This window comes from Aestuariirhabdus sp. LZHN29 (genome assembly GCF_049985285.1).
GTDB lineage: Bacteria > Pseudomonadota > Gammaproteobacteria > Pseudomonadales > Aestuariirhabdaceae > Aestuariirhabdus.
Genome location: NZ_JBNIEU010000004.1, coordinates 109,652 through 126,134, shown reverse-complemented (window position 1 = coordinate 126,134; position 16,483 = coordinate 109,652). Strand labels below are relative to the sequence as shown.

Here is a 16,483-nt window from a genome sequence, read left to right as displayed (position 1 = left end):
AGTGATCGAAGCGAGTTGGTATAAAACCGGTTCGCTTTGGCAATGTTAGGCCACGGCCAAAAATTTAGCAGAATCGCTGTGTCCACGTGATTTTCTGCCTAATAACTGTACAAGACTTCGATCTTCCTTTGAGTTGGCTCTTTGTTAACCGGGAGGCGGGGTGTTTTTTTTACGAGTATAAGGGGATAGATAGTGAACAAGTCTGAGCTAATCGATGCGATTGCCGCATCTGCCGACATTCCTAAGGCTGCTGCCGGCCGCGCATTGGATGCCATGGTAGATTCTGTTACTAATGCACTTAAGGGTGGCGATCAGGTTGTTCTGGTTGGCTTTGGTACTTTCTCTGTTAAGGATCGCGCTGCTCGCACTGGCCGCAATCCACAGACTGGCCAGCCAATTCAGATTGCTGCCGCTAAGATCCCTAGCTTCAAAGCCGGTAAGGCGCTGAAGGACGCGGTCAACTAAGACTGCGTCACCTCGAAGAGCTACGGATGCCGTTGCTCTTCGAAGGCAAGATCAGGAGCGGTAGTTCAGTTGGTTAGAATACCGGCCTGTCACGCCGGGGGTCGCGGGTTCGAGTCCCGTCCGCTCCGCCAAATTCGAAAGGCGCATCCCAAAAGGTGCGCCTTTTTACTGTTTGAAAAGCTCCCTGTACGTTACTCCGTACGACGTTTGCAAAGGTTAATCTATGCTGCAGAATATTCGTGATAATTCTAAAGGTGTGGTCGCCAAGATCATCATCGCATTTATCATCTTCGTGTTCGCGCTCTTTGGTTTGGAAAGCATAAACGGGGGCTCCGGCGCTAATTATGTCGCCAGTGTTAACGGCGATGAAATTTCCCAACAGGATCTCTATCAAGCGATGCAGATGCGTCGCCAGCAACTTACACGAGAGATGGGTGAGAATTTTGACCCTGCGTTGCTCGATGAGCAGCGAATTCAACAAGCAAGTTTGCAAGGCTTGGTTGGTCAGTCTTTGTTGCTGCAACAGGCCGATATGCTGGGACTCTATTTTCCGGAAGCGGCTATCGATCAAATGATCATCGGAACGGAGAGTTTTCAGGTTGATGGCAAGTTTGATCCCGATCAGTTTCAGCTGGCGTTGCGCAGTGTGGGTCTGACACCGATTCAGTTCCGTAAAATGATTCAGGGTGAAATGCTCGTCAGTCAGTTAAGTTCCGGCTTTGCTGCCAGTAACTTTATGACGCCGGCAGAGATGAAGTCTATTTCGGCTCTCGAGCGCCAGCAGCGAGATATTCGCTACATCACGCTGTCCGCTGCAGCTGAGCGTGAGGCGGTGTCCGTGGACTCAGAAGAGACTCGTGATTACTACGACTCAAACCCCGGGGAATTTTTGGCCGAGGAACAGGTTCGTGTTAACTACCTATTGTTGGACAAAAACGACATGCTCGCCGATGTAAGCGTATCGGAGGATGATATCGCCAACGCTTACCAGGCTTTGGTTGAACAGACTCGCTCTAACGCAGGAGGGCAGCGTCGAGCGGCTCACATTCTGCTTGAGGTAAGCGAAACTAAACCCGATCAGGAGATGGCTGATTTGGCGGCGGAGCTAAAGCAGCGAATCGATTCCGGTGAAGATTTTGCCCAGCTGGCCCGTGAATTTTCCAGCGATACGTTTTCTGCGGAACAGGGAGGCGATTTGGGGGTTGTCGAAGAGGGGTTCCTGGGTGACGCTTTTGACGATGCCCTGGCGTCTCTCGAGCCAGGTCAGGTGTCAGCGCCCATTAAAACCGACTTTGGGTATCAGCTGGTGAAACTGGTCTCAACCGAAAGTATTGCCGTGCCTGCTATGGATGATGTGCGCGAGCAACTAATTCGTGAGCTTAAGCTGGATCGTGTTGAACCGATTTTTGTTGAGCAGTCCCAGCTTCTTGCCGACGTTAGTTTTGAGTCTGCTGACCTGAAGCAGCCTGCCGAAGAGTTGGGTCTGACATCGCAGGAAACAGCTTTCTTCGGGCGTGATGGTGGTGAAGAGGGGTTGGCATCCAACGCAGCATTTTATACTGCAGCCTTTGCCAATGATGTGTTGAACGATGGTGCAAATAGCGTTTTGATCGAAATCGATAGCGACCGCGTTGCAGTACTTCGGATTTCGGAGCACATTAAACCAGAGCCGATGCCGTTTGATCAGGCAGAGGCCCAGATTCGCGACCGCTTGCTGGCCGTAAAAGCGGAAGAGCTGCTTCATCAGCAGGCGCTTCAGCTGAAAGATATGGCGATGACGGAAGGATTGGAGAGTGTTACCGGTTATGAGTGGGTAAGCATGGATGGCGTGAGCCGCCAGGCGCCTGGAGATCTTCCTCAGCAGTTGTTGCTCGACACCTTCAAGGTTCCTCATCCGCAAGGGGAAAAGCCCAGTGTAGTGATTAGCGGGCTACCCAATGGAGATAAAGTGTTGCTGGCGGTAACGGCGGTGCGGACTCCTGAGCCCGACGCTGAGTTAGAGGTGACTCGCAATCAGTTTCTTTCACGCATGTTGTCCCAGCAGAAAGGTCAGGCAATTTTTGAAGAGTACCGTCAGGCGTTAGAAGATTCTGCGGATATACGGACTTACTGATTCACGTACGAATAAAAAAGGCCGCGAAGCGGCCTTTTTTATTGCGCGCCAAATGAGCGCCGGGGTAATGCTTACTCGCTAGCGGGTTCTTCGAGGGAGCCCATTGCGGTTGTGTTGAATCCACCGTCAACATAGGTGATTTCGCCGCTGACGCCACTGGCAAGATCGGAACAAAGGAAGGCGGCAACGTTACCAACTTCGTCAATGGTGACGTTGCGCTTGAGTGGGGTTTGCGCCGCATTATAGGTCAGCATCTTGCGGAAGCTGGCAATGCCTGAAGCGGCGAGTGTGCGAATGGGACCGGCGCTTATGGCATTGACTCGAATCCCTTCTGGGCCGAGGCTGCGAGCCATGTAGCGGACGCTGGACTCAAGACTCGCCTTGGCTAATCCCATTACGTTGTAGTTAGGCATGGTGCGCTCGGCGCCGAGATAGCTCAGGGTCAGGAGCGAACCGTTACGGCCATCCATCAACTGACGTCCTTCGCGAGCCAGGGCGACAAAGCTGTATGCGCTGATGTCGTGGGCGATGCGAAAGCCTTCCCGGCTGGTGACATCGACAAAGTCGCCAGCGAGTTGGTCACCCGGTGCAAATCCAACGGAGTGCACGATGCAGTCAAGACCATCCCACTTCTTGCCAAGTTCTGCGAATACGTTAACGATATCTTCATCATTGGCAACGTCGCAAGGGAAGCAGAGCTCCTCGGAGGAGCCCCAGCTTTCAGCAAAGCCGATGACACGGCCTTTGAGTTTGTCATTCTGGTAGGTGAAGGCCAGCTCTGCGCCCTCACGATGCATGGCGGCTGCAATGCCCGAGGCGATAGATAATTTGCTGGCGACCCCGACAATCAGGACGCGCTTTCCGGCGAGAAATCCCATGACGTTTTCCTTTGTAGTAAACGAGTGCTGTACGAATAGTGTAATTGAACTGTCTGAGTATAGAGAAAGGGTCTGTATAGTTCGATAGGCGGTTGTTTGTATTTGTGTAAGTGAGCGGCGCAGGGTGTTGATGAGGGGGCTATTTAGCCCCGCGTTATCAGAAAGTAGCCCCTACCCGAGGGCTGCGTCCAGCAGTTCGCGGGTGTAGGGCTGCGAGGGTGCGTTGAACACCTGCTGGGCAGTGCCATATTCCACCGCTTTGCCGCCTTGCATGACCAATACCCTGTGGCTTATGGATTTAACCACCGCCAGATCGTGGCTGATAAAGACGTAGGCGATACCATGTTTTTTCTGCAGTGCCTTGAGCAGCTCGAGGACCTGTATCTGTACCGTTCTATCCAGTGCAGATGTCGGCTCATCCAGAATGATCAGACGCGGGCGCAACACGAGCGCCCGGGCTATGGCGACGCGCTGGCGTTGCCCCCCGGAAAACTCATGGGGATAGCGGTGGGCTATTTCGGGGTCGAGCCCTACATCGAGTAGTGCATCATTGACTTGCTGCGCCTGGTCAGAAGGTGATACTCCATGAATACTGAGACCTTCGCTGATCACTTGCCGGATCGACATACGCGGATTGAGGCTGCCAAAAGGGTCCTGGAAAACGATCTGCATCGCTTTGCGCAGGGGTCTGAATGCTTTTTGGTTCAGCGAATGGATGGGGTGTTGGTCAAACAGGATATCGCCACGGCTATCGACCAGTTTCAAAATAGCAAACCCCAGGGTTGATTTCCCCGAGCCGCTTTCGCCGACAATCCCCAGGGTTTCTCCTGCGGACAGGTCGAAAGAGATGCCGTCGACCGCTTTTACATGGTCCACCGTACGTTGCAGTACCCCCTTTTTTATCGGGAACCAAACGCGCACGTCCCTGGCATTGAGCAGTGGTGTAGGGGGACCTGTCAGCGCTAGCGCCTCTCCCGAGGGTATTGATCCAATGAGCTGTCGGGTATAGGTCTCTTTTGGTGTTTCGAATAGAGTATCGGTGTCGGCTTGCTCGACGCAGCGCCCCTGATGCATCACACAGACCCGGTCTGCGATACGACGTACGATGTGCAGATCGTGGGTAATGAGTAATATCGCCATTCCAAGCTTGCTTTGGAGCTCTTGCAGGAGATCGAGGATCTGTTGTTGAACGGTAACATCGAGAGCCGTTGTGGGCTCGTCGGCAATCAACAGGTCCGGTTCGTTAGCCAGGGCCATAGCGATCATCACCCGCTGGCGCTGGCCCCCCGAAAGTTCATGGGGGTATGCCTGCAAGCGTTTCTCGGCCTGCTGGATACCGACAAGCTGGAGTAGTTCCAGGGTGCGACGCTGGATCGATGCCTTATCTCCACCGCGGTGCAGGTTAATGACTTCGCCTATCTGCCGGGAGATGCTGTGCAGGGGGTTCAGGGAGGTCATCGGCTCCTGGAAGATAATGCTAATTCGGCAGCCGCGAATTCGCTGCATGGTGGGCTCGTTGGCACCAACCAGTTCCTCACCATCGAGTAAGATACTGCCTCGTGGGTGCTGGGCGGTCGGGTAGGGTAAAAGTTGCAGTATGGAGTGGGCCGTGACTGATTTCCCTGAACCGCTTTCTCCTACCAACGCAAGGGTCTCACCCCGGTTGAGGGAGAAACTGATCTCATCGACCGCCATCACCGACTCGTCGCCACTGCGGAAGCTGACCGCGAGTTTATTCACCTGAAGAAGGGGAGTACTCATGCAATCTGCTTCCTTGGATCAAATGCATCGCGGGCGGCTTCACCGATAAAAACCAGCAGGGTCAGCATCAGGGATAGGGTGACAAAGGCGGAGATTCCTAGCCAGGGAGCGCCCAGATTGTTTTTCCCCTGCGCTACCAGTTCGCCCAGTGAGGGGGAGCCGACGGGTAAGCCGAAACCAAGAAAATCGAGGGAGGTCAGGGTCGTTATCGCGGCGGTAAGAATAAACGGCATAAAGGTAAGGGTTGCGACCATCGCATTGGGCAGTATGTGGCGAAATATGATCCCGCTATTGCCGAGCCCCAGAGCCCTTGCCGCCCGCACATATTCAAAGTTACGGGCGCGAAAAAATTCCGCCCGAACCAGGTCAACCAGCTGCATCCAGCTAAATAACAGCATAATGCCAAGTAGCCACCAAAAATTGGGTGAGATGAAGCTCGATAGGATAATAAGCAGGTAGAGCACGGGTAAGCCGGAGAATACCTCGATCAGGCGCTGCCCAATAAGATCGATTTTTCCTCCGTAGTAGCCTTGAATCGCCCCCACGGCGACGCCAATAACTGAGCTGCTGAGGGTTAAAGCAAGAGCGAAGAGCACCGATATTCGAAAACCGTAGATAACCCGAGCCAGAACGTCCCGAGCCTGGTCGTCACTCCCTAGCCAGTTATCGAGGCTGGGTGGGGCTGGCGCAGGCGTTGGCAAGTTATAAATTATGGTGTCGTAACTAAAAGGGATTGGTGGCCATAACATCCAGCCTTTGGCATTAATAAGCTTCGCGACGTACTCGTCGCGATAGTCGGCTTCTGTCTCAAATTCACCGCCGAAACGCGTCTCGGGGTAGGCTTTGAGTACAGGGAAAAACCACTGATTGCTGTAGCTCACCATAAGGGGTTTATCGTTGGCGATGAACTCTGCACCCAGAGTGGTGAAGAAAAGCAGCCCGAACAGCCAAAGTGAGACGTATCCACGTTTATTGGATACGAAAATTTGCCAGCGCCGGCGATTGATCGGGCTTAGTGTCAGAGGCATGACTTAACCCTCCCGGCTATCAAAGTCGATCCTCGGATCGACCAGGGTATAGGTAATATCGCCAACGAGCTTGAGCAACAAACCAATCAGGGTAAAGATAAACAGCGTGCCAAATACCACCGGATAGTCGCGGTTCAGAGCCGATTCAAAACCGAGTAGTCCGAGTCCATCCAATGAAAATATAACTTCAATCAGCAGCGAACTGGTGAAGAAAATTCCTATGAGCGCCGCGGGCAATCCGGCAATAATCAATAGCATGGCATTGCGAAAAACATGCCCATAGAGAACCTGCCGTTCGCCAAGGCCTTTGGCGCGGGCAGTCAGTACATACTGTTTATGGATCTCATCAAGAAACGAGTTTTTGGTCAGCATGGTGAGAGTGGCGAAGCCTCCTATGACCATTGCTGTTACTGGAAGAACCATATGCCAGAGATAGTCCAGGACTTGGGAGACTGGTCCCATTTGGTCAAAATCGGGAGAGGTCAGTCCCCTTAGGGGAAACCAGTCGAGATAACTCCCGCCGGCGAAGTAAACGATAAGCAAGATGGCAAAAAGAAATCCGGGGATTGCATAGCCGATGATAATCAGGGTGCTGGTTGCAACGTCAAACGGGGTTCCGTGGCGCACCGCTTTTTTGATCCCCAGAGGGATCGATATCAGATACACAAGCAGGGTTGTCCACAGGCCAAGGGATATGGATACCGGTAATTTTTCCGCGATCAGTCCGGTGACTGACTCATCACGGTAGAAGCTGTCACCAAAATCCAGCACCAGATAACTTTTAAGCATCAGCCAAAACCGCTCGTGGGCAGGTTTATCAAATCCGTACAGTTTTTTAATATCTTCGACCAGTTGCGGGTCCAGCCCCTGGGCACCACGGTAGCCTCCGTCAGCGCTGCTGCTGACCTCGCTACCGGCTCCCATGCGGCTGGATATACCGGTCTCCATGCCCTGTAACTTTGCCAGCATCTGTTCGACCGGACCACCCGGGGCGGCCTGGATAATAATAAAATTGATCAGCATGATGCCGAACAGTGTGGGAATGATCAGTAACAGTCGACGAATAATATAGGCAAACATAATAGGTGCTTAGCTATCCGGAGTTGCTTGGGCATTATAGATACGGGTGGTTTTGTCTGGATCCATCCACCATGTGTCGAGGGAGACTCCGTATTTGGGTAAGGCGGCGGGCCTTCCGAACTTATTCCAGTACGCTACCCGGTCACTGGTTATGTGCCAGTTTGGAATAACATAAAAGTTCCACAGTAAAACTCTGTCCAGCGCACGGGTTGCGGTTATCAGTTCTTCACGACTATGAGCACTAATCAGGTTATCAATAAGGGAATCTATAACCGGGTTTTTGATGCCGATCTGATTTCGGCTGCCCTGCAGGTCGGCCTGGCTGGAGTGCCAGAAATCACGCTGTTCATTGCCAGGAGAACTGGACTGACCGAACCCCCCGACGATCATATCGAAATCGAAGCTACGTACCCGTTGAATGTACTGCTGGGTGTCGACCATGCGTACGTCCATGTTTATGCCAAGGCGCTGCAGGTTTTTTTTGAAGGGTAGTGCAATGCGCTCAAAAGCGGGACTGGCCAGCAATATTTCGAAATCAAAGTGTTTCCCGCTGCTGATATTGGTCAGCCGTTTGTTGCGGATTTCCCAACCAGCTTCTTTGAGCAAGCGCATTGCTTTTCCAAGGTTGCGCCGAATATTGCCATCACCGGAGGTCTTGGGAGGGTGATAGGTTTCCGTAAAAACTCTCGGAGGTAACTGATCTTTGTAGCGCGTGAGCAGAGCCATTTCTCGTTCGCTGGGTAAACCGCTAGATGCCATCTCGGAGTTTGAAAAGTAACTTTCAGTTCGCGTGTATGCACCGTAAAAAAGGTTTTTATTGGTCCATTCGAAATCAAAAGCGTAGGCGAGAGCTTCGCGTACACGAGCGTCTGTAAACAGGTCACGTCGCGTATTATAAACAAACCCCTGCATCCCTGTTGGGTTGCTGTTCGGGATCGCCTCTTTAACCATTAATCCCTGATCGAAACGCTTTCCGCTGTAGAGTGTTGCCCAGTTGCGTGCGCTGTTCTCTTCCCGGTAGTCGTACTCGCCGGCGCGAAGAGCCTCAATGGCGACGGTATCGTCGCGGTAGTAATCGAAACGGATTTCATCAAAGTTGTAGTGACCTCGATTAATTGGTAAATCTGCGCCCCAATAGTCCTCCACGCGCTGGTAGCTAATGGAGCGTCCGGCATCGACCGATTCGATCCGGTATGGACCGCTGCCAAGAGGCATTTCCATTCCTGTCTTGTTAAAGTCTCGCCCCTCCCAATAGTGTTTTGGAAGAATGGGCATCTGACCGACAATCAGTACCAACTCGCGGTTGTCTCCCGCTTCAAAGTCAAAACGAATGGATCGCTCATCGATGACGGTGACCTGTTTTACATTCTTGTAGTAGGTTCGGTAGAGCGGGTGGCCTTGAGTGGTCAGCAGGTCAAATGTGAAAGCAACATCGCTGGAGGTGATGGCTTTACCGTCGTGAAAGCGGGCCTTGGGATTCAGATGAAAGGTGACCCAGGAGCGATCTTGTGGCCATTCGATGCGCTCAGCGATGCGGCCGTATTCGGTAAAGGCCTCATCCTGGGATCGTGAGGTGAGGGATTCGTAGAGATAGCTGGTGCCGAGATAGCCCATGCCGGCGGCCGATATTCCCTTGACGATAAAGGGGTTAAGGCTGTCAAACCCTCCGCTACTGATGACCGCAAGCCGAAGTGTACCGCCTTTGGGGGCATCGGGATTGGCGTAATCAAAATGGGTAAAGTCTTCGTTGTATTTTGGCGCCCCATGCATCGCTATTCCATGGCTGATCTGCACGTCGGTATTTTCAGTCGCGTGGGTTGCGAAGGCGACAACCAAGAGCAAGTAAGCAAATAGTGAATGAAAAATGATGGTGGGTTTCATTGCAGATTTATTCCTTGTCGATAGCGGCTTGGGGCTTGATCCACCAGGTGCTCAGGCCCAGATCGTATGGGGAGGTAGACTGCGGATTACCAAAGCGGTTCCAGTAGGCTACACGATGATAAGCAATATACCAGTTCGGGACCATGTAGAACTGCCATAAAAGAATACGGTCGAGGACCCGTGTAGCTAGCTCTACCTCCTGGCGGCTGTCAGCAGCAATTATCTTGTCGACCATAGCGTCTACCGCCGGATTTTCGATGCCGGCGTAGTTTTGGCTTCCTGCGATGCTGGCATTGGCGGAATGGAAGTATTGGCGCAGTTCATTCCCTGGTGCCAACGATTGGCCCAGCACGATGGTGGTCATTTCGAAGTCGAAGTTATCCATGCGGTTTTTGTACTGGGCACTGTCAACCAGACGAATCTCCAGTTCAATTCCGATCTTTTTCAGGCTTTGCTGGTAGGGCACCAGTACCCTGCTCATTGATTGCTGGCGGATAAACGCTTCAAACCGAAACGGCCGTTTGCTGTCAGTGTGGCGTAAAGTGCCGCTCTCCAGCGACCACCCGGCCTCTTTCAATAGTCGCAGTGCTTTTCGCATCTGTTGACGCTGATTGCCGTCTCCTCGGGTGACGGGCAAGCTAAATGGCTCACTATGAATACGCGGGTCAAGGTCTTGAAAAGGGATCAATAGCTCCTTTTCTGCGGTCGACGGGGCACCACTGCTGGCCAGATCGCTGTTGGCAAAGTAGGAGTTGCTGCGACGGTAGGCGTTGTGGAAGAGGGAGTGGTTGATCCACTCGAAATCGAACATCAGGGTGAGCGCCTCGCGCACACGGCGATCCGCAAACAGTGGGAGGCGGGTGTTGAAGACAAACCCCTGAGCGTTGGCGGGATTACCATGGGGGATTTCGCGCTTGATTACCGCACCGGGTGAGCGCTGGATAAAGTCGTATCCCGTGGCCCAGTTCTTGGATATGTACTCCAGGTGAATGTCGTATTGTTGGGCTTTGAACGCTTCGAAGGCAACCGTGAGATCCCGATAAAAGTCAAAGCGGACCCGATCAAAATTGTGGCGACCGCGATTGACGCCTAATTCAGCTCCCCAATAGTTCTTTACGCGCTCAAAGGTGATTGAGCGTCCGGGGTCAACCTCGGCAATTCGATAGGGGCCGCTGCCCAGTGGCGGTTCCATCGTGGTGGCGGAGAAGTCTCGGTCCTGCCAGTAGGCCTGTGCAAGGACGGGTAGTTCACCCAGGCTGATTGCCAGCCGCCGTCGGTTGTCTCCCAGCAGCTCAAAGCGCACGCTTAACGGACCGGTGACCTCGACCGAGCCCACATTTCTGTAGATTGCACGGAAGCGCGGATGCCCTTGACTGACAAGGGTCTCGAAGGAGAATTTCACATCGGTGGCCAACACAGGGCTGCCGTCATGAAAGCGGGCCTGCGGGCGAAGATGGAAGCTTACCCAGCTGAAATCATCTGGATACTCGATCTGTTCGGCGATTAAACCGTACGCGGTGAGTGGTTCGTCACCGGAACGGTTCATGCTATCGGTACCCATCATCAGGGTTTCATTGCTCTCCGATACGGCGTAAAGGAAAAAACCAGGGGTGTTGACGGGACTTAACCCTTTTAACGTGTAGGGGTTGAGGGTGTCGAAGGTACCTGTCGCCATGTAGCGGACTGCGCCTCCCTTGGGGGCGTCAGGGTTAACATACTCCAGATGGTCAAAGCCTGCGGGGTATTTGGGGGGACCGTAAAGGGAAAGGCCGTGGCTTAGCGTTGTCGCGGAGGGCAGGGCAAGGGCGGGAAACAGAGATGCAAGCAGTAACAGGGTACGCAGGCATACATAGGCTCGGTGCGGCAGCAAAGCGACAGGTTTTCCGTTGGGAATATGAAAGAATTACCGTAACAGGAAGCAGCATCGCGATAAAGTATTTATAATCAATTCAGTTTGTTATCGAGCCGCGCCGGGGGAAGTTCCCCGTGTTTGGTTCGGGATGCGCAAGGACAGCGGCGCAGATGCGTTGTCAAGACTAGGGTGGGCAACGCTTTGGCGGAAAATGGAAAGGGGCGGAGCTACTGGCTGCAGCGGTTCGAGGAGCTGAAAATGCCGGCGATCTCTTCGGTGTTGCACGAGTTCGAGTCCCTGACAGATCATCAGGATTTAGCGACGATCCAACAGATGGCCGATGTCATTATGAAGGACGCATCGTTAACAGCCAGTTTGCTCAAAGCCGCGAATACCGTCTATTACAATCCCAGTAAAACACCCATCAACACAGTCAGCCGCGCCATAGTCCTGTTGGGGCTCAAAGCCGTGAAGATGCTCTGTGTATCGGTGATGGTGATCGAGCAGCTGATGGGAGAGAATCCCCCGGATCGTCTTTATTACTGCCTCGCGCTCTCTTTTCATGCGGCCGTACAAGCGAAGAATATTTCCACCCATGTGAATAGCCGCAAGCAGGAAGAAGTGTTCATCGCCGCACTGCTCTATAACCTCGGAGAGCTCTGTTTTTGGGCGCTGAAGGATCGGGTGAGCATCAAGCTTTATAGTCAGTTAATCCATCAAACCGAGGGTGCTGAGGATATTATTACAAAAGAGCTAGGCGTAAGTTTTTCGGAACTCACCGAAGGCCTGGCTAAAAGCTGGGGGCTGAGCGAGCTCCTAAACCAAAGTTTCGCACCCGCCGCTCGCGTGGGAGGACTTGGACGCTGTGTCATTCTTGGTAATAAGGTAAGCCGAGCGGCGATGGAGGGGTGGGATAACCCTGTGCTTGCGAAGTTACTCGCTGAGATCTCGGTTTTCACCAAGGCGGAGCCGCAAGAGATTGAGGATATGGTGTTAAAAAACGCAGAAGAAGCCATGCATGTTGTGGGCAGCTTTGGCGTAGATAAATTGGTCGAGCTGATACCCGTACCCGATAACCAGAGTATACGAGAGAAATTACAGGAGCGCTGCGCGCCTGTGCGGGAGATGGATCAGGAGATGTTCAAGGAGCAGCTCGATCGTCTTACTGCAATGCAGGAGCATACCGTCGACCTGAACAAGCTGGCCGAGGCCCTGTTGGCGGCTCTTCATCAAGGTGCCGGGATCGAACGGGTCGGTGTGTTTTTGCAACTGCGCGAACAGCAGCCCCTGATGCTTCATTTTAGTCAATTGGCAGATAATGCCGAAGAGCTACCGGCCACTCTTAAGCGTATCGATGATCTGTTCGACTATGTCATGCGCTACCGCGAGACCTTGTGGCTAGGTATTCCCGGTAGCGTCGGCTTACGCGACCTCTACAACTCCGAGCAGGCCAAGGCGGTGACCGGAGGAAAGCAGTGTTTTTGCGGCGTTCTTTACACGGCCCGCAGGGTGATTGGCGTGGTCTACGCCGATAACCGTGTGAGTAACATGGGGCTCGAGCCTATCCAATACCAGAGTTTTCAAGAGGTACTGCGGCGATCCAATCGAGCGTTAGCGATCTAATCGTTGTACCTGCCTGGCTGCTAGTTCCTTTTGGTGACGTCGACATACAGCGTTAACCTCTGCCCGGGCTGCAGGTATTTTGCATCGAGGGTGTTCCAGCGTTTAATCTGGCTGACACCTACACGAAAGCGGCTTGCAATGGTGGACAGGGAGTCACCATTGCGCACCCGGTAGGAGACTTTGCGAATGACTCCTGGGTTGCTGCTTTGGGCTGAGGTCGATTTTGACCCCCAAATGACCAGTGTTTTGCCAACTTTCAGGGGGTCTCCTGGCGCCATATTGTTCCAGCTCGCCAGCTCGCGCACTGATACTTTGTGACGGCGTGAAATAGTCCAGAAGCTGTCACCGGACTGAACAGTATAGGTGGATTTTTGTTTACCGCTAACGGCCCGTTGTTGGCGGCTTAGTGTCCGTTGGTGAGCGCTCAGGCTATAGGTTTTCATATTGGCTGAGGGTTGTGGAATCAACAGGGTTTGCCCTGCACGAATCATTGAGCCGCGCACCTGGTTAACCTCTTTTATCAGTGCCACCGTGGTGTTGTGTTTTCCGGCGATGCGAATCAATGAATCGCCATCGGCTACCTTATAGCGCTTCCACTGTACCCGGTGCTCCGGTGCGATTTGTGCGAGCTGTTCGGCGAAGGCGGCGGACTGGTCGACAGGAATCAGGAGCCTATGGGGCCCCTCGGGATCCGTAGCCCATTGGTTGAAGGCAGGGTTGAGCTGATAGAGTTCTTTCATCTCCAGTTGGGCCATGCGGGCTGCCTGCGCCAGGTCTATCTGGCCATCGATGGTTACAATGTCGAAGTAGGGTTGATTGGCAATGGGAGTCAGGTTGACCTGATATTGGGCTGGATCCTTGATCAACTGGCTAAGGGCGATGAGTTTGGGGACGTAAGCACGAGTTTCCCGCGGCAGCTTGAGCGACCAGAAGTCCACTGCCTTGCCTGCAGATCGGTTGCGGCGCACCGCTTTGGCCACCGTGCCGCCACCCGAGTTGTACGCCGCAAGGGCGAGTTCCCAGTCTCCAAACCGCTTGTGAAGCTGTTGTAAATAGGTAAGGGCGGCGTCGGTTGATGCCACAATATCCCTGCGTCCGTCGTACCACCAGTTTTGTTTAAGGCCAAAATGGCGTCCAGTAGAGGGGATAAACTGCCAGATCCCGGAGGCGCGACCATGAGAGTATGCGAAGGGGTCAAACGCACTCTCGACTACGGGCAAGAGGGCAAGCTCTGCTGGCATGTCGCGCTTTTCCAGCTCTTCAACGATATAAAACATATAGCGGCTGGCACGAGCGGCAACACGGTCCAGGTACGCCTGGTGGGTGGCATACCAGCGCAACTGGGCTTTGATGCGAGGGTTGTCCTGATCAAGGTTCAGCTGAAACCCATCCCGCGTGCGTTGCCACAGGTCGATGACAGGAGCTTCGACAGGTTGGGGCTCGATGTCTGCGGCTTGCATGGGGTCAATCGTTTCTGCACCCGTTACGGTGAAGGAGAACTCGTCACTATCCAGTGGGGTTTGTGGGGCGGTTGACAGTTCTGCAGGTTCGCTGGCGGGCGGCGAGACGACGTACTGCTGGCAACCCAGCAGAAGGCTGGATGCCAAGGCTAGGCCAAATGGTAGTAGGGTGAGGCGGGTCGTCATAGGGCGAAAAGCAGCTCTTATAGCGTTATGAAAGCGGGCAAGTGTACCATCATTGCCCGCGACGCCCTAGAAGCGATCTTTCCAGCTGCGAATGGCGGCGAATATAGTCTCTTCGCCGCTCACCGGGTGCTGTTCTTGCGCGCAGGCGGCATCGACAATCGTCGGCTCCCCTATTCGCAAAAAAGGGTTGCTGTCCAGCTCCTCTTGCAGGCTGGAGGGCAGCGTAGGGAGGTTGTTTTGCCGCTGCTGCTGGCAGCGCTGCAGCCGCTGTTGGAGTTCGCTGTTGTCGGGTTCGACCGCTATTGCAAACGCCAAATTGGCCAGCGTATATTCGTGGGCCGCGCAAACTCGCGTATCGACAGGTAGTTGGGCGAGTTTTTGCAGTGAATGGTGCATCTGCGCGGCGGTGCCTTCGAACAGGCGTCCGCAACCGCCTGCAAACAGGGTGTCACCGCAAAAAAGCAGAGGCGTGTCACCATTGGGAATGCTGAAGTAGCACAGATGATCCAGGGTATGGCCGGGTGTCGCAATCACCTTAAAGGCGCATCCGAGCAGCTCCAGGGTATCCCCCTCAGAGACTTTACGGGACACCGATCCAATGCGGGGGTTGTTTGGGCCGACAACTTCCAGTTCGGGGTATTGGGAAAGCAGCCTTGCAATGCCACCGGTATGGTCGGGGTGATGGTGGGTTACCAAAACCCCTTCAAGAGTGAGGTTGTTGTTTTCCAGATAGTTGAGTACCGGGGCCGCATCGCCCGGATCTACCACCCAGCCACAGCCATCCTTGCTAAGGACCCAGATGTAGTTGTCGTTAAAGGCGGGAACCGCTGTAAGGCTCAGCATGCTGGAGCTCTCCTTTAAGTGGGGGAATCATTTAGGTGGTGAGGATCGGGTGCTATGATACAGCCTATCGTATTTGGAATCGTCATAACATGGGGCTTTGGTTGCGCAAGCAGGAACGACTTGATCTGGATAGGTTGCTGCCCTCGTTGCAGCACTGGTTCGATAGTGATCAGGGGCGCGAGCTTCTGGAGCAGCAGCGGATAATGCTTGATGAGCGCCTCTCCTTTGTCTTTGGCTATCATTGCGCCCATATTGGCATCGCGGATGCGAGCCAGCTGCTTGCGAGTTGTCGCATCGGTCACCGATTCACCATCTGTCCTACTGCCAGCGCCCGCTGTGGTCAGCGGCAGATTCGTTGTGACTATAACGACTGGGCGGTTGCCGACCGTTCCCTGGACGCAGTCATTGTTCATCACGCGCTCGACTTTTGTTTGCAGCCCCAACAGCTGCTGCGCGAAGCGTCACGATGTGTGATTCCTGGCGGCAAGGTGATGATTTTAGGCTTTAATCCGTTCAGTGGCATTAATCTCCTTAATCGGTGTTTTCCACGCAGTCGCCAGCCGCTTTCGGCAGGGCGTTACTTATCCAGCCATCGTATACAGGATTGGCTACAGCTATTGGGATATTCCGTGGATGAGGTATGCTATGGCGCTTTTTTTCCGCTGACCGGTAAACCCTCACTGCAACGTATCGAGCAGCGCGTTACCCAGCTGGCTGGGCGCTGGAAGCTCCCGTTGGGAGGGTTCTACCTGATACAGGCGACCCGGGATGAGCGAGTAGTAACCCCTGTGCGCCCGCGATGGCGCGTACCGCGCAAACGTCTGGTTTCAGGGGCTGTGGTTGAGCGAAATAGTAGGAGAAGCTAGTTGGGCGAGCAGGTAATTGAGATATTTACGGATGGGGCCTGCAAGGGGAATCCCGGGCCGGGTGGTTGGGGTGCCCTATTGAGATACGGCGAGAAGCAAAAGACACTGTTTGGCGGTGAACTTAATACCACCAATAACCGTATGGAGTTGTTGGCGGCGATTAAAGCCCTGCAGGCTTTGACCCGACCCTGTCAAATTCGCATAACAACCGACTCGCAGTATCTTCGTAAGGGGGTTACCGAGTGGATGCATAATTGGAAAAAGCGGGGGTGGAAAACTGCCGCCAGGCAGCCGGTCAAAAATGCAGACTTATGGATGCTGCTTGATGAGGTGGTTAAGCCTCATAGCATTGAGTGGTGTTGGGTGAAGGGCCATAGCGGCCATCCTGGGAACGAGTTGGCCGATGAGCTGGCTAACGCAGGTGTTGAAAAGGTGCTGGGAGCTTAA

Annotated in this window: 13 protein-coding genes and 1 tRNA gene; 6 read left to right on the top strand and 8 right to left on the bottom strand. The window is 53.7% G+C overall.

The window, feature by feature from the left end:
* Positions 1-192 precede the first annotated feature (192 nt).
* The 3 genes from ACP3PW_RS14695 (at position 193) to ACP3PW_RS14685 (ending at position 2,578) form a co-directional block, all read left to right on the top strand.
* Entirely contained in the window at positions 193-465 is a 273-nt protein-coding gene (locus tag ACP3PW_RS14695) for an HU family DNA-binding protein (protein WP_426417488.1), read from the top strand.
* Positions 466-519: 54 nt separating this feature from the next.
* Positions 520-596, top strand: a tRNA-Asp gene (locus ACP3PW_RS14690).
* Positions 597-688: 92 nt separating this feature from the next.
* Positions 689-2,578, top strand: a complete 1,890-nt coding sequence (locus tag ACP3PW_RS14685; RefSeq protein ID WP_426417487.1) for a SurA N-terminal domain-containing protein — start codon at positions 689-691, stop codon at positions 2,576-2,578.
* Between the two features lie 71 nt (positions 2,579-2,649).
* Here the strand turns inward: ACP3PW_RS14685 and fabI are convergent, their stop codons facing one another.
* The 6 genes from fabI to ACP3PW_RS14655 form a co-directional block, all read right to left on the bottom strand.
* Positions 2,650-3,456, bottom strand: coding sequence for an enoyl-ACP reductase FabI (gene fabI / locus ACP3PW_RS14680; RefSeq protein ID WP_426417486.1), 807 nt, complete (start codon positions 3,454-3,456; stop codon positions 2,650-2,652).
* 171 nt (positions 3,457-3,627) lie between these two features.
* Positions 3,628-5,217 carry an ABC transporter ATP-binding protein gene (locus tag ACP3PW_RS14675; protein WP_426417485.1) on the bottom strand — a complete coding sequence of 530 codons (1,590 nt, stop codon included), beginning with the start codon at positions 5,215-5,217 and terminating at the stop codon, positions 3,628-3,630.
* Positions 5,214-6,245, bottom strand: coding sequence for an ABC transporter permease (locus tag ACP3PW_RS14670; protein WP_426417484.1), 1,032 nt, complete (start codon positions 6,243-6,245; stop codon positions 5,214-5,216). The genes ACP3PW_RS14675 and ACP3PW_RS14670 overlap by 4 nt, the downstream gene beginning before the upstream one ends.
* A 3-nt stretch (positions 6,246-6,248) precedes the next feature.
* Positions 6,249-7,325, bottom strand: coding sequence for a microcin C ABC transporter permease YejB (locus ACP3PW_RS14665; protein ID WP_426417483.1), 1,077 nt, complete (start codon positions 7,323-7,325; stop codon positions 6,249-6,251).
* 9 nt (positions 7,326-7,334) lie between these two features.
* Complete coding sequence (locus ACP3PW_RS14660; protein WP_426417482.1) at positions 7,335-9,206, bottom strand: extracellular solute-binding protein; 1,872 nt, start codon at positions 9,204-9,206, stop codon at positions 7,335-7,337.
* Between the two features lie 7 nt (positions 9,207-9,213).
* Positions 9,214-11,076, bottom strand: a complete 1,863-nt coding sequence (locus ACP3PW_RS14655; RefSeq protein ID WP_426417481.1) for an extracellular solute-binding protein — start codon at positions 11,074-11,076, stop codon at positions 9,214-9,216.
* Between the two features lie 240 nt (positions 11,077-11,316).
* Here ACP3PW_RS14655 and ACP3PW_RS14650 point away from each other — a divergent pair, with 240 nt between their 5' ends.
* Positions 11,317-12,681: an HDOD domain-containing protein gene (locus ACP3PW_RS14650; protein WP_426417480.1), complete on the top strand. Its 1,365-nt coding sequence runs from the start codon at positions 11,317-11,319 to the stop codon at positions 12,679-12,681.
* A gap of 20 nt (positions 12,682-12,701) precedes the next feature.
* On the opposite strand, the gene ACP3PW_RS14645 is transcribed toward ACP3PW_RS14650, so the two are convergent.
* Both ACP3PW_RS14645 and gloB read right to left on the bottom strand, forming a co-directional pair.
* Complete coding sequence (locus tag ACP3PW_RS14645; RefSeq protein WP_426417479.1) at positions 12,702-14,288, bottom strand: LysM peptidoglycan-binding domain-containing protein; 1,587 nt, start codon at positions 14,286-14,288, stop codon at positions 12,702-12,704.
* Positions 14,289-14,393: 105 nt separating this feature from the next.
* Positions 14,394-15,170, bottom strand: coding sequence for a hydroxyacylglutathione hydrolase (gene gloB / locus ACP3PW_RS14640; protein ID WP_426417478.1), 777 nt, complete (start codon positions 15,168-15,170; stop codon positions 14,394-14,396).
* 89 nt (positions 15,171-15,259) lie between these two features.
* Here gloB and ACP3PW_RS14635 point away from each other — a divergent pair, with 89 nt between their 5' ends.
* Positions 15,260-16,036: a methyltransferase domain-containing protein gene (locus tag ACP3PW_RS14635; protein WP_426417477.1), complete on the top strand. Its 777-nt coding sequence runs from the start codon at positions 15,260-15,262 to the stop codon at positions 16,034-16,036.
* Complete coding sequence (gene rnhA, locus ACP3PW_RS14630; RefSeq protein WP_426417476.1) at positions 16,037-16,483, top strand: ribonuclease HI; 447 nt, start codon at positions 16,037-16,039, stop codon at positions 16,481-16,483.

Coding starts and splice junctions, on each gene's coding strand:
- ACP3PW_RS14675 (WP_426417485.1), bottom strand. CDS start 5,217: ATGAGTACTCCCCTTCTTCAGGTGAATAAACTCGCGGTCAGCTTCCGC.
- fabI (WP_426417486.1), bottom strand. CDS start 3,456: ATGGGATTTCTCGCCGGAAAGCGCGTCCTGATTGTCGGGGTCGCCAGC.
- ACP3PW_RS14685 (WP_426417487.1), top strand. CDS start 689: ATGCTGCAGAATATTCGTGATAATTCTAAAGGTGTGGTCGCCAAGATC.
- ACP3PW_RS14650 (WP_426417480.1), top strand. CDS start 11,317: ATGCCGGCGATCTCTTCGGTGTTGCACGAGTTCGAGTCCCTGACAGAT.
- ACP3PW_RS14665 (WP_426417483.1), bottom strand. CDS start 7,325: ATGTTTGCCTATATTATTCGTCGACTGTTACTGATCATTCCCACACTG.
- ACP3PW_RS14670 (WP_426417484.1), bottom strand. CDS start 6,245: ATGCCTCTGACACTAAGCCCGATCAATCGCCGGCGCTGGCAAATTTTC.
- gloB (WP_426417478.1), bottom strand. CDS start 15,170: ATGCTGAGCCTTACAGCGGTTCCCGCCTTTAACGACAACTACATCTGG.
- ACP3PW_RS14635 (WP_426417477.1), top strand. CDS start 15,260: ATGGGGCTTTGGTTGCGCAAGCAGGAACGACTTGATCTGGATAGGTTG.
- ACP3PW_RS14660 (WP_426417482.1), bottom strand. CDS start 9,206: ATGAAACCCACCATCATTTTTCATTCACTATTTGCTTACTTGCTCTTG.